We start from the raw sequence: 12,512 nt of genomic DNA, 5'->3' as shown, positions 1-12,512 counted from the left end.
TCGCTGGAAATGCTCTAGCTCCCGCCTCCCGCGCCCTTCAACACATCCACTAGCGCCAGCGCGTCCGGGCTCGACCAATGCGCCGGGCCGTTGATCGCGGCCTGCGCGCAGCCTTCGGCATCGACCAGCAGCGTCACCGGCAGGCCCACCGCCACGCTCGCCTTCTTCAACTCGTTGAAGACGCCCATCGTCTCGTCGCGGAAGAAGGGCAGGGCGGTGAGCTTGGTTTCGGCGTAGAAGGTCTTGGGCTTGGCGACGTCGCCCATGTCGATATTGATCGGCACCACGGCGAAGCTTTCGTCGCCCGCCGTCTTCTCCAGCTCGTCCAGCGCCGGCATCTCGGCCCGGCAGGGCGCGCACCAGGTCGCCCAGAGATTGACGAGCAGCGACTGGCCCTTCATCGCGCCAAGACTCGTGGCTTGGCCGTTCGCGTCCTTGAAGGCGAGATGGAAAACGTCGATGGGCTGGTCGAGCAGCGCCACCGCCGCGACCTCGCCATGCGCCGCCTTGTCCAGCGACTGGCGCAAACCGTCCTTGAGCGGGCAGGTGCCCGCCACGCTTGCGTTGCCAGAGCGCGTTTCCATCACGTATACGCCGAGCGCACCGGCAAGAACGCCGGCCAGAAGAGCAAGGCCGACGATCCCTTTCGTTCCACGCTTCGGCGTCCGGGGCGGCTGGGATGGGAGGTCCGACATCGGCAGAAGGGCCTTTTCGTGAGCGGCAAGACAAGCAACGAAATGTGGGGCGGACGCTTCGCTTCGGGCCCCAGTGCGATCATGGAAGCGATCAACGCCTCCATTTCCTTCGACAAGCGGCTTTACCGCGAAGACATCGCCGGGTCGATTGCCCATTCTGCCATGCTCGCCGCCCAAGGCATCATTTCTCAAGAAGACGCGGCGGAAATCAGGCGCGGCCTCGAACGGATCCGCGACGAGATCGACGAGGGCCGCTTCGAGTTCTCGGTCGCGCACGAGGACATTCACATGAATGTCGAGGCGCGTCTCTCCGCGCTGATCGGCCCCGCCGCCGGGCGCCTGCACACCGCGCGCTCGCGCAACGATCAGGTCGCCGTCGATTTCCGCCTGTTCGTGAAGAACGCGGCCGGCGATCTCGATCGCGCACTGCGCCTTCTGATCGAGGCGCTGGTGGACCGGGCCGAGGAACATGCCGCAACCGTGATGCCGGGCTTCACCCATCTTCAGGCTGCGCAGCCCGTGACCTTCGGCCATCATTGCCTCGCCTATGTCGAGATGGCCGCGCGCGACCGGGGCCGAGTGCGGGACGCGATCCGGCGCATGGACGAGTCGCCGCTCGGCGCCGCCGCGCTCGCCGGCACCGGCTTCCCGATCGACCGGCATCGCACGGCCGAGGCGCTGGGCTTCCGCGAGCCGACGCGCAATTCGCTGGATTCGGTCTCCGATCGCGATTTCGCGCTGGAATTCCTGGCCGCCGCCTCGATCGCGGCGACGCATCTGTCGCGTCTGGCCGAAGAAATCGTGATCTGGTCGACGCCGCAATTCGACTTCGTGCGCCTGTCCGACGCCTTCTCCACCGGCTCCTCCATCATGCCGCAGAAGAAGAACCCGGACGCGGCCGAGCTGGTGCGCGCCAAGACGGGCCGCATCAACGGCTCGCTCGTGGCGCTGCTCACCATCATGAAGGGCTTGCCGCTCTCCTATTCCAAGGACATGCAGGAAGATAAGGAACAGGTCTTCGACGCGATCGACAATCTGGCCCTCGCGCTCGCCGCCGTCACCGGCATGGTCAGCGATCTCCAGGTGAACGCCGAGAAGATGCGCGCCGCCGCCGGAGCCGGTTTCTCGACCGCGACCGATCTCGCCGACTGGCTGGTGCGCGAGCTCGGCCTGCCCTTCCGCGAGGCCCATCACGTCACGGGCCGCGCCGTCGCCATGGCCGAGGAACGGCGTGTGGCGCTCGAAGCTTTGCCGCTGGAGGATCTCCGCCAGCTCGACGGGCGCATCACCGATGCGATCTATTCGGTTCTCTCGGTGGACGCCTCCGTCGCCAGCCGCACGAGCTTCGGCGGCACCGCGCCGGACAACGTGCGCGCGCAGGTGCGCCATTGGCGCGAGCGCCTCTCCGCCGAGGGGTGATTTCCCGGCGGGGACAGTCTATGCATCAAGGGCGGCCGGCGCGTTCCGGCCTCCATCTCCGGCAGAACGGACGGACGGCATGAACAGACGCTGCATCACTCTGGCGCTCGGGCTCACATTGGCCGGGACTTTGGCCGGCTGCGGCGTGAAATCCGTGCCTGTCGCCAAGCGCGCGGACGGTCAGGTCTCGCGCGCCGTGGTGGCTGCGCCCGATGGCACCGCCCGCCTGCCCAAGGCGACGCCACTCGCCTCCACGCTTTCGGTCGTGCCGACCGAAGTGACCCGCAATCCCGGCGCGGACAAGAAACCCTTCTTTCTCGACGGCCTGCTTAACTAGTCCCCCTTCGTCTCCCCGCGCCCGGCCATTTCCATGAACCATTTCGAATATCGTGACGGAATCCTCCATGGCGAGGCTGTCGATGTCAGGCAGATCGCGGCCGAGGTCGGCACGCCCTTTTACTGCTATTCCACCGCCACGCTGGAGCGCCATTACCGCGTGTTTGCGGAAGCCTTCGCCGATATCGACGCGACCGTCTGCTACGCGATGAAGGCCAATTCGAACCAGGCCGTCCTGAAAACGCTGGCCCGGCTCGGCGCGGGCGCCGATGTCGTCTCGGGCGGCGAGTTGAAGCGCGCGCTCCTGGCGGGCATTCCCCCTGAGAAGATCATGTTTTCGGGTGTCGGCAAGACGGCCGAGGAAATCGACGCCGGGCTGAACGCTGGCATCTTCTGCTTCAACATCGAATCCGAGCCCGAGCTTCGCGCCATTTCCGAGCGCGCCGTGGCGCTCGGGCGCACCGCCCATGTCTCCTTCCGCATCAACCCGGATGTGGACGCGCGCACCCACGCCAAGATCTCGACGGGCAAGAAGTCCGACAAGTTCGGCATCGCCTTCGAACGGGCGGAAGCGGTCTATGATCTCGCCGCCTCGCTGCCGGGCATCGCCGTTTCGGGCATCGACATGCATATCGGCTCGCAGATCACGGAACTCGAGCCCTTCGATCTCGCCTTCGCCAAGCTCGCCGAACTCGTCGGCCGCCTGCGCGCCAAGGGCCATTCCATCACCCATATCGATCTCGGCGGCGGCCTCGGCGTGCCCTATCGCGCGTCCAACGAGCCCCCTCCTGGCCCGCCGGCCTATGCCGAGACGGTGAAGAAGCATGTGCGCGCGCTGGGCGCGAAGGTCATCTTCGAGCCGGGGCGGTTGATCGCGGCCAATGCCGGGATTCTCGTTTCCGAGGTCGTCTACGTGAAGGAAGAGGCGGGCCGCACCTTCGTGATCGTGGACGCCGCGATGAACGATCTGATCCGCCCGACGCTCTATGAGGCCTGGCACGAGATCCGCCCGGTCGTGGAGCCGGACGGCCAGTCCGACTATGTGACGGTCGATGTCGTCGGCCCGGTCTGCGAGAGCGGCGACTTCATGGCCAAGGAGCGCTCGCTGCCGGCTCTGAAGCCGGGCGATCTCGTCGCCATCGCCTCGGCCGGCGCTTACGGCGCGGTTCAGTCCGGCACCTACAACACCCGCGCGCTGGTGCCCGAAGTCCTGGTGAAGGACGACCGCTACGCCGTGATCCGCCCGCGCATGAGCGTGGACGAAATCATCGCGCTCGACCGCGTGCCGGACTGGCTCTGACGGATCGCGGTGGGCCGGGCGGCGCTTGCGCGTGCCGCCCTGTCGCCCTGTGCCGAACGCGTTTGCATCGGTTGCGGCGCGTGGCCGCGCCGGGCCTCTTGCCCGTTCACGCCTTCGCGACGGCCTCGTCTTCGCCATAGAAACTGTTAGGTTATCTCGGACGAGCGGCTGATGGCCGGGCGATCCGCATTCCGTTCCGGCGTTGCCCGAAGCCTATGGGTTTCGCGTGGGAGACGGGACCGAGGCCCGCCCGCCTGTCCTTGCCTTCTTCAAGCCATCGGCCCTGTGCCGGCGGCCCCCTTTGCCTGAAAGCGGCGCGATGGTTGAGCCTGTTTCTCCTTCCCCGACCGCCGCCCGTGGCCCGTTCCGAGCGCGCGCCAGCGCCGTCGCCTCGCTGCTTCTGGAGCGCGCATGGCCGGTACTGATGGGGCTCGCCGCGCTGGTCGCGGGCTATCTGACGCTCTCCTGGTTCGGCCTGTTTGCCGCCGCACCCTTCTGGCTGCGGATCGCGCTGCTCGTCGCCTTTGTCGCAGGACTGGGCACCATTTTCTGGCGCGCGCGCACGCTGCGCTGGCCGAGCCAGGCCGAGGTGATACGGCGCATCGAGGCCGAGAGCCAGCTTCTCCACCAGCCCTTGCAGGTGCAGGCCGACCGCGCGGCCGGCGACGATCCGTTCGCACTGGCTCTCTGGCGCGAGCACCAGCGCCGCATGGCCGCACGCCTGTCGCAACTGCGCGGGGGGCACCCGCGCACGCGGACCTATCTCCTCGACCCGCTGGGCCTGCGCGCGCTGCTGGCGGCTCTTCTCGTCACCGCCTTTGCCTATTCCTTCGGCCCCGGCGGCGGGCGGGTGAGCGACGTTTTGGAAGGCGGCGAGGTGCCTCTTCTGGCCGCGGCCCGTGTCGATGCCTGGGCAACGCCGCCCGGCTATACCGGGCGCGCCCCGATCTTTCTGTCGGGCGACAGCGCGGGCAGCGCGGTCGATGTGCCGGAAGGCACGATCCTGTCGCTGCGCCTGTCGGACGGGGAGGGCACGAAGGTCGTCTTCACGCCGGAGGGCGGCGAGGCCGTGGCGCTGGCCCCGGTCACGCCCGAGGCGGCGGCCGGCCAAACCGGGGCGGCCACGACTTCGGGCGCCGCGCAATACGAGCTGCCGCTGGATGCCAATGGTTCGGTGCGCGTCGAGACGACCTTGCGCACGCTGCGGGACTGGCGCTTCGCGGTGTTGCCGGACAACCCGCCGACGGTGCGCTTCGACGGCGAGCCCAAGCGCGGGCGCGGCAACAATCTCGACATCGCCTTCATCGTGTCAGACGATTACGGTGCGAGCGCCGGCAAGGCGCTTCTGCAGGTGCGCGAGCCCGTCGCTCCCGGCGCGCGACCGCTCGTGCCGGTGCCCGACATCACGCTCGCCATGCCCCGCCGCACCAAGGGTGAGGCCAAGGGGCGCACGGCGATCGATCTCTCCGAAAGCCCCTATGCCGGGGCCAAAATGGCGATGACGCTTCAGGTGCGCGACGATGCGGGGCAGATCGGCGAGTCGCAGCCCGTCGAGGTGACGATTCCCGAGCGCCGCTTCAATGATCCGCTGGCGCGCGCGGTGATCGAGCAGCGCCGCATTCTGGCGCTCGACGCCAACGCTGCCCGGCGCGTGGTCGATATGCTCGACGCGGTGACGCTGCGCGGCGACGAATTCATTCCCAAGGCGACGGATTATCTGGCGCTGCGCGCCGCGCGCGAGCGTCTGGCTCAGGCTAGGGACGATCAGGCGCTCCTGTCGGTCGTGGATTTCCTCTGGTCCATCGCGCTGGGAATCGAGGAAGGCGGTCTGTCCGTCGCCGAGCGCCAGCTGCGCGACGCGCAGGAGAATCTCGCCGAGGCGCTGCGCAACAATGCGAGCGAGGAGGAGATCGCCAAGCTCACGCAGGAACTGCGTCAGGCCATGCAGCAATATCTCCAGGCCATGGCCGAGGCGATGCGCAACATGCCGCCGCAGAACCAGAGCCAGATGGGAGAGATGCAGGAAATCCGCCCCCAAGACCTCGACCGGATGCTGGACCGGATCGAAAATCTGGCGCGCTCCGGCTCGCGCGATGCGGCGCAGCAGCTTCTTTCCGAGCTGAACCAGATGATGCAGAGCTTGCAGGCCATGCGCCCCGGCCAGCAGGGCCAGCAGGCGCAGAACCCGATGCAGCAGCAGATGAACCAGCTCGGCGAGATGCTCCAGCGCCAGCAGCGCCTGATGGACCAGACCTTCGAAATGGGCCGTCAGGAGATGCGCCGCCAGATGGAGGCCGAGCGCGGCATGGGCGAGAACCAGCCGGGCCAGGAAGGACAACAGGGGCAGCAGGGGCAGCGCCCCAGTGGTGACGGCGGCCAAGCGCCGACGCAGGAGCAGCTTCAAGCCATGCGCGAGCGCCTTCAGCGCGAGCAGGGCCAGTTGCAGAAGGACCTTCAGGCGCTTCAGGACGCGATGAAGGGCCAGGGGATGCAGCCGAGCGAGGATTTCGGGAAGGCCGGGCAATCCATGGGCAAGGCCGAAGGCGCGATCGGCCAAGGCAATGGCGAGGAAGCGGTCGGCCAGCAAGGCGATGCCATGGCCGCGCTGCGGCGCGGCGCTCAGGACGCCATGCGCCAGATGCAGCAGGCCATGGGACAGGGCCAAGGTCAGGGTCAGCAGCCGGGCCAAGGTCAGCAGCCGGGGCAGGGGCAGTTGGGCCAGGGCACGGGACCAGGCCGCCAGCGCTCCGGGCTCGACCCGCTCGGACGCGAGCGCCAGACGCAGGGGCCGGATTTCGGCAGCGATGTCGGCGTGCCCGACGAGATCGACATCCAGCGCGCGCGCCAGATACTTGACCAGATTCGCGACCGTCTGGGCCGCCAGCTCTCGCCGCAGGAAGAGAAGGATTATCTGGAACGGCTCCTGCGCACGCCTTGAGGGGCGTTGCGCTGGCGGGTGCCGCTCTGCCGAGACATACACCGGGCCGAATGAGTCGGCCCATGCGTTTCCTGCGTCTTCGAGCCGGAGCCGAAATCTCGCGAGGTCGCTTGGCCGGAGCGTCTCGCCGCTCGCCTCGTCGCGAATGCTGGATTCTGCCGCCAGCATCGGTTGCGCTTCGCCCCTCGTCATCGAACGAAAATCCGTCGACCATCCTCTGGCGCGGCGGTTTCGCTCCAGCTCTCTACACCTTCATGGCGGGCCGACCGCCTCTCGCCACCAGCCTCGCGCGGGTCTATGAGACGCTGCGTCAGGCAAGGAGGCCCGTCATGGCGGAATGGAATCCTTCACTTTACAGCCGTTTCGAGGACGAGCGCACGCGGCCCGCGCGCGACCTACTGGCCCGCTGCCGGCTGGATGCGCCCGAGGGCGGGCGGGGCCTTCGCATCGCCGATCTGGGCTGCGGCCCCGGCAACTCGACCGAACTCCTGTTCCAACGCTTTCCCGACGCCGAGATCACCGGCTTCGATACGTCGGAGGCCATGCTGGACACGGCGCGCCGGCGCTTGCCGACCTGTCGCTTCAAGCGGGCCGATATCGGCGCCTTCGAGCCGGCCGCGCCCTTCGATCTTCTCTATGCCAATGCCTCGCTGCAATGGGTGCTGGGGCATGACAGGCTGATCCCCAGACTCTTTGCCCATGTCGCGCCGGGCGGGCTTCTCGCCGCGCAAATCCCGGACAATCTCGCCGAGCCCGCACAGATCGCCATGCGCGACATCGCGGCCGAGCCGGACTTTGCCGGGCTCCTTTCGAGCGTGTCGGAGGCGCGGGAGGATGTCGCCGCGCGCGGCAGCTATTACGACTGGTTGATCCCGCAGGCGAGTGAGGTCGATGTCTGGACCACGATCTACGAGCATCCGATGGAGAGCGCCGCCGCCATCACCGACTGGTTTCGCTCGACGGGGCTGAAGCCCTTTATCGATCCGCTCGATGAAGACGCGAGAGCACGGTTTCTCCAGCGCTATACCGAAGAGATGGAGCGGCGCTACGAGGCGAGGGCCGACGGACAGCGGCTTCTGGCCTTTCCCCGCCTGTTCTTCGTGGCGCGGCGTCGGTGATCCACGCATAAAAAAGGGCCTCGCGGCCCTTTCGCATTTGCCTGACCCTGACGCCGCTCAGCCGTAGCGGCGCATCAGAAACATGTCTTCGTCGGCGCTGGGATCGCGCAGGGCGACCGCCACGCGCATCCGGATTTCGGCCAGCGTGAACGGCTTGTCCACGACGCCGAGAATGATCTGGCAGAGATCCTCGGCCGCTTCGCGCTGCTCGGCATAGCCGGTCATCAGCAGGATCGGCAGGTCGGGGAAGGCCGAGCGCGCGGCATAGGCTAGCTCGATGCCGGTCATGCCCGGCATGCGGATGTCCGACAGGATGAGATCGAAACGCCCGTTTTCCTCGGCGAGGATATCGATGGCCATTTCGCCATCCTCGGCCATGACGATCTCATGTCCTTCCATGCGCAGAGCACGGGCCACGAGGAGTCGGACGCCTGCTTCGTCTTCCGCGATGAGGATTCTTGCCATGATCCGTCAAACTCCCACACATCGGCCGGGGCCGCCCGGCTTTGGGCAAGACCGGCCCCTAGATCGGATTATCCGGCATCATCCTTGTGCGAAGCCTTACGAAGCGTGGTTAGAGAAGGGTAAAAACTTCAATCGGCGTGAGATCGACATCCGGCGAGATGATACGGATGGCGGAAGATCATGCGACAGTAGAAAGCTTATGTATCTGAAAGATGTGAATCCGAAATACCTGATATTGTCTGGCGCTTTCAGCATATCCTAACGGAAATCAGCGAGAGCATGAGGCTCGAACCGCGTCTCGACCAAGCTTAGGTGCCTCCGTGAGTCCAGCTCTCGTCTTGGACGTCCCCACTCTCTTCAAGCTCATGTTCCTGGTGGACATGGTGGTATGCCTCCTGCTGACGGCCTATCGCGCCGACGCTCACTATGCGGAGGCCATTCGTGGCTTTGTTCTGGGTCGCCTTCTGCACGGTTCCGCCTGCCTGCTCCTGGGGCTGGTTGGTCTTCTGCCTCCAGCCCTGTCGCTGATCCTGCCGACGAGTATGGTGTTCCTGGGTTATAGCTTGGAAGGCGCCACGATCGCGCGCTTGCGGGGGCTCGGCCGGCTCCAAAGCGTGATACCCGTCTGTATCGCCCTTATCGGCATCGGCTTCGTCCATCTCGGGACTTGGAGCCAGCCCTATCTGATCGGGATCGCCAGCGGGTTCGTCAGCCTGATGTGCCTCTACACGAGCCTTGCGATTGTTCTACCTGCGCACCGCACGCGGCTGGTCTGGATGATGTTCGGGGTTTTCCTGCTGAACTGCGTGGCGTCGGCCGTCCGATCCTATTCCGGCTTTTTCGACGGCGTGTCTCTGAACGATCCGTCCGTTCCTCAAACGAGCGGACTTGTGGCCGCCTATATCTATTGCGTGGGCGGAGGGGTGGGCTTCCTGCTTTTCCTGAAGGAAGAGGCGGACCGCGCCTTGCTGCGCCAAGCGCAAAGCGATCCGTTGACTGGGCTTCTCAATCGCCGCGCGTTTTTCGAGGCGCTGGGTGAGGGCCTGGCGGCCTGCGAGCTGGGGCGGTCTCCGCTCTCGCTTCTGTGCTTCGATCTCGATTATTTCAAGTCGGTCAACGACACCTACGGCCATCAGGCCGGCGACGAGGTCTTGTGCAAGGTCAGCGCCGTGGTCGCGGCCACTCTGACGGCGCACGGCTTCTCGACCCGGCCCGGACGCATTGGCGGGGAGGAGTTCGCGGCCTTCGTGCCCTGCGATGCCGCCGGCGCGACTCAGATCGCCGAAGCGGTTCGGCTGGCCGTGATGGGCACCCGGTTTTTCGGCGTGCCGGGCCTCACCTGCACCGCGAGCATCGGCGTCGCGGAAGCGCTGCCGGTTGGAGACACGCTTCAGTCGCTCGTGCGCCGCTGCGACCTCGCCCTCTATGAAGCCAAGGCGCGGGGGCGCAATCAGGTCGTCCTATTGAACTCTCAGCTCACGACGCGGCCGACGAAGGGCAGTTCGCGGAACGTGTGGGCGACGTCCATCCCGTAGCCGACGACGAAGTGATCGGGGCAGTCGAATCCGACATAATCGGCTTCAAGCTCGATCACGCGGCGCATACGCTTGTCGAGAAGCACGGCGATTTCCGCGCCGGTCGCCCCGCGCGAGAGCATGAGGTCGCGCGCGAATTTCAGCGTGCGGCCCGATTCCAGAATATCGTCCACGATCAGCACCTTGCGGCCGGCGATCTGTCCGTCGAGATCGCGCACGATGCGTACGTCCCCGCCGACCGTCCCCGTTCCGTAGGAGGAGAGCTGGATGAACTCCATCTCTGGTGCCACATGATGGCGGTGCAGCGCGCGGATGAGATCGGCCGCGAAGATGAACGAGCCCTTGAGCACCGCCACGACGAGCAGATTGTCCGGCTTGTGAGCCGCGATCTCGGCGGCCATGCGCTCGATCTCGCGGGCGATGTCCTCTTCGGAGAAGAGCGTTTCGATCGTCTTGCCGCGCACGCGGATCATGGATGTACCCTTCCTGCCAGCACGGACTGTTTCACCGGCGGCTTTGCCTGCGGCGACATAGGCGCGGGCGCGGCAAAGAGGAAGAGGAAGGCGAAAAGACAGATCATCAGCCGTGTCTCGACGCTCATGTCCTTCGCGACGCTGCGGCGCGAGCCGAGATCGCGCGAGCGGGGCGGGGGCGCGGCGTTGCTGTTGGCCGTTTCGAAATCGTCCCAGCGATAGGGCTCGGCTGGAGCCGGTTCAGGTTCGGCGGGCGGGGCGGCCGGAGAAATGCGTCTGGCCTGGAGATCGATGACGATGCTTCGGCTTTCGCGCCAAGGCGTCTGGTCGTAGGCGCGCGCGGCGGAGGAGGCGTGACGAGAGCGCAAGGGCCGCTCCTGAAGCTGGTACGATAAAGGCCGGCGAAGGCGCCGATTGGTCAGCGATCGGTAAGCTCGCATGGTTAATAAGACATAAAGACCTTGCGCCGAGGCTGACCTCGCCGGCCCGAATGGCGCCGGAAAGTTGCGCCAAACCGACAGGGCGTGAGACAAGGCCGCGACCCTGCCGGGGCGGGCGGGAATGCGAAAGGGCGGAACGGCTTGATCCGGTTCGAGAATGTGGGGCTGCGTTACGATATGGGGCCGGAGGTGCTGCGCGATCTCACCTTCGAGATCCGCGCGCGCTCGTTCCAGTTTCTGACCGGGCCTTCGGGCGCGGGCAAAACCAGCCTTCTGCGGATGCTTTTTCTGGCTCTGCGGCCGACGCGCGGCACGATCACCGTGCTCGGCCGCGACGCCGCGACATTGAAGCGCACCGATCTTCCGGCCATCCGCCGGCGCATCGGCGTCGTGTTTCAGGACTTCCGCCTGCTCGACCATATGACGACCTACGAGAATGTCGCGCTGCCGCTGCGCGTGCGCGGCAAGGACGAGGCGAGCTACCGGCAGGACGTGATCGATCTGATCCGCTGGGTGGGCTTGGGCGACCGGCTCGACGCGCCCCCGCTCGTTCTCTCGGGCGGCGAGAAGCAGCGCGCGGCGATCGCGCGCGCCCTGATCGACCAGCCCGATATTCTTCTGGCCGACGAGCCGACCGGCAATGTCGATCCGCCTTTGGCGCGCCGTCTTTTACGGCTCTTCATGGAACTCAACCGGACCGGCACCGCCGTCGTCATCGCCACGCACGATCTGGCGCTGATGGAGCAGGTGGAAGCCCGGCGGCTGGTGCTGGGGGACGGGCGGCTCGACATCTATGATTGATCGCGTTCTCTCCTGCTTGCCGGCCCTCGCGCGCTCGGCCGGCGCACGCGCCGCGCCCATCGTGCCGCCCGGCAATGTCGCGGGCCGCGCGCTTCTGACCGTCATCGCCATCATGACCTTTCTGGCCAGCCTCACGGTCGGGGCGGTGACGCTGGTGTCCGACACGGCCGCGCAATGGCAATCTCAGATCGCGCGCGAGGTCACGGTGCAGATCCGACCCGACGAGGGGCTGGACATGGGCGCCGCGCTCAGCCGCGTGCAGATGGTGGCGCTCTCGACCCATGGCGTCCTGTCGGCCGAGGCGATGGACGACGCGGCCACCAGCCGGCTTCTGGAGCCCTGGCTCGGCGAGGGGCTGAAGCTCGACGATCTGCCCGTGCCCCGTCTCGTCATCATCGCCATCAACGAGGACGATCCGCCCGATTTCGCGGCGCTTGGCAAGGCGATCCGCGACGCCGTGCCCCAGGCCAGCCTCGACGATCACCGCGCCTGGGTGTCACGCCTCGTGTCCATGGCCCATGCCACCGTCTGGACCGGCATCGCCATTCTGGCGCTGGTGCTGGTGGCGACGGTGCTGACCGTCGTCTTCGCCACGCGCGGCGCCATGACGGGCAACCGGCACATTATCGAGGTGCTGCATTTCGTCGGCGCGCGGGGCTCCTTCATCGCGGCCGAGTTCCAGCGCCATTTCCTGAAGCTCGGACTGATCGGCGCTTTGGCCGGCGGCGCGGTTGCGCTCTGCGCCTTCTACCTCTTCGGGCGATGGACGGCGGCCAATCAGGCAACGCCCGAGGCCGACCAGATCAGCGCTCTGTTCGGCTCCTTTTCCATCGGCTGGACCGGCTATGGCGGCGTTCTCCTGCTGATCGTGCTGATCGGGGTGTTGACGGCGATCACGTCTCGCGTGACCGTGATCCGGCAATTGGCCGCCATCGACATGCTCTCGCCGGTGGAAGCGTGAACGAACAATCGAGAGCCGGCGTTATATGGGC

The 12,512-nt window shown here is 66.6% G+C and carries 12 protein-coding genes; 8 read left to right on the top strand and 4 right to left on the bottom strand.

All coding sequences use genetic code 11. From position 1 onward, the window contains the following. Positions 1 to 14: 14 nt before the first annotated feature. Positions 15 to 695, bottom strand: a complete 681-nt coding sequence (tlpA, locus tag AUL36_RS03830; protein WP_062218244.1) for a thiol:disulfide interchange protein TlpA — start codon at positions 693 to 695, stop codon at positions 15 to 17. A 42-nt stretch (positions 696 to 737) separates the two neighbouring features. Between tlpA and argH the strand changes: the two genes are divergently transcribed. From argH to tam, 5 genes are all read left to right on the top strand, one after another. Then, positions 738 to 2,114 carry an argininosuccinate lyase gene (gene argH / locus AUL36_RS03825; RefSeq protein ID WP_062218241.1) on the top strand — a complete coding sequence of 459 codons (1,377 nt, stop codon included), beginning with the start codon at positions 738 to 740 and terminating at the stop codon, positions 2,112 to 2,114. 79 nt (positions 2,115 to 2,193) lie between these two features. Continuing rightward, entirely contained in the window at positions 2,194 to 2,451 is a 258-nt protein-coding gene (locus AUL36_RS03820) for a hypothetical protein (RefSeq protein WP_062218238.1), read from the top strand. Between the two features lie 33 nt (positions 2,452 to 2,484). Continuing rightward, positions 2,485 to 3,750: a diaminopimelate decarboxylase gene (gene lysA, locus AUL36_RS03815; RefSeq protein WP_062218235.1), complete on the top strand. Its 1,266-nt coding sequence runs from the start codon at positions 2,485 to 2,487 to the stop codon at positions 3,748 to 3,750. 319 nt (positions 3,751 to 4,069) lie between these two features. After that, on the top strand, positions 4,070 to 6,688 hold the full coding sequence (locus AUL36_RS03810) for a TIGR02302 family protein (RefSeq protein ID WP_062218232.1): 2,619 nt from the start codon (positions 4,070 to 4,072) through the stop codon (positions 6,686 to 6,688). A 329-nt stretch (positions 6,689 to 7,017) separates the two neighbouring features. After that, on the top strand, positions 7,018 to 7,806 hold the full coding sequence (tam, locus tag AUL36_RS03805) for a trans-aconitate 2-methyltransferase (protein ID WP_062218229.1): 789 nt from the start codon (positions 7,018 to 7,020) through the stop codon (positions 7,804 to 7,806). Between the two features lie 57 nt (positions 7,807 to 7,863). Here tam and AUL36_RS03800 read toward each other — a convergent pair whose 3' ends face one another. After that, complete coding sequence (locus AUL36_RS03800) at positions 7,864 to 8,271, bottom strand: response regulator (protein WP_058598608.1); 408 nt, start codon at positions 8,269 to 8,271, stop codon at positions 7,864 to 7,866. Positions 8,272 to 8,591: 320 nt separating this feature from the next. On the opposite strand from AUL36_RS03800, the gene AUL36_RS03795 reads away from it, so the two are divergent. Beyond that, a complete protein-coding gene (locus AUL36_RS03795; RefSeq protein WP_156418249.1) occupies positions 8,592 to 9,806 on the top strand; it encodes a GGDEF domain-containing protein in 1,215 nt (404 codons plus the stop codon). Here the strand turns inward: AUL36_RS03795 and hpt are convergent. After that, a complete protein-coding gene (gene hpt / locus AUL36_RS03790; protein ID WP_062218223.1) occupies positions 9,743 to 10,279 on the bottom strand; it encodes a hypoxanthine phosphoribosyltransferase in 537 nt (178 codons plus the stop codon). The two genes, AUL36_RS03795 and hpt, sit on opposite strands and share 64 nt — an antisense overlap. Further along, positions 10,276 to 10,647: a hypothetical protein gene (locus AUL36_RS03785; protein ID WP_062218220.1), complete on the bottom strand. Its 372-nt coding sequence runs from the start codon at positions 10,645 to 10,647 to the stop codon at positions 10,276 to 10,278. The genes hpt and AUL36_RS03785 overlap by 4 nt, the downstream gene beginning before the upstream one ends. Before the next feature lie 213 nt (positions 10,648 to 10,860). On the opposite strand from AUL36_RS03785, the gene ftsE reads away from it, so the two are divergent. Together ftsE and AUL36_RS03775 are read left to right on the top strand one after the other, a co-directional pair. Beyond that, positions 10,861 to 11,520 carry a cell division ATP-binding protein FtsE gene (ftsE, locus tag AUL36_RS03780; RefSeq protein WP_058598612.1) on the top strand — a complete coding sequence of 220 codons (660 nt, stop codon included), beginning with the start codon at positions 10,861 to 10,863 and terminating at the stop codon, positions 11,518 to 11,520. After that, the gene (locus AUL36_RS03775) at positions 11,513 to 12,481 is read left to right on the top strand and encodes a cell division protein FtsX (RefSeq protein ID WP_062218217.1); all 969 of its coding nucleotides are present in this window, start codon (positions 11,513 to 11,515) and stop codon (positions 12,479 to 12,481) included. The genes ftsE and AUL36_RS03775 overlap by 8 nt, the downstream gene beginning before the upstream one ends. Positions 12,482 to 12,512: the final 31 nt, after the last annotated feature.

Origin of the sequence: Aureimonas sp. D3 (assembly GCF_001463805.1) — a bacterium.
In the GTDB taxonomy this organism is placed as follows: domain Bacteria; phylum Pseudomonadota; class Alphaproteobacteria; order Rhizobiales; family Rhizobiaceae; genus Aureimonas; species Aureimonas ureilytica_A.
Note: the sequence above shows the minus strand (reverse complement) of the source record. Positions and strands in the feature narration are given on the sequence as shown.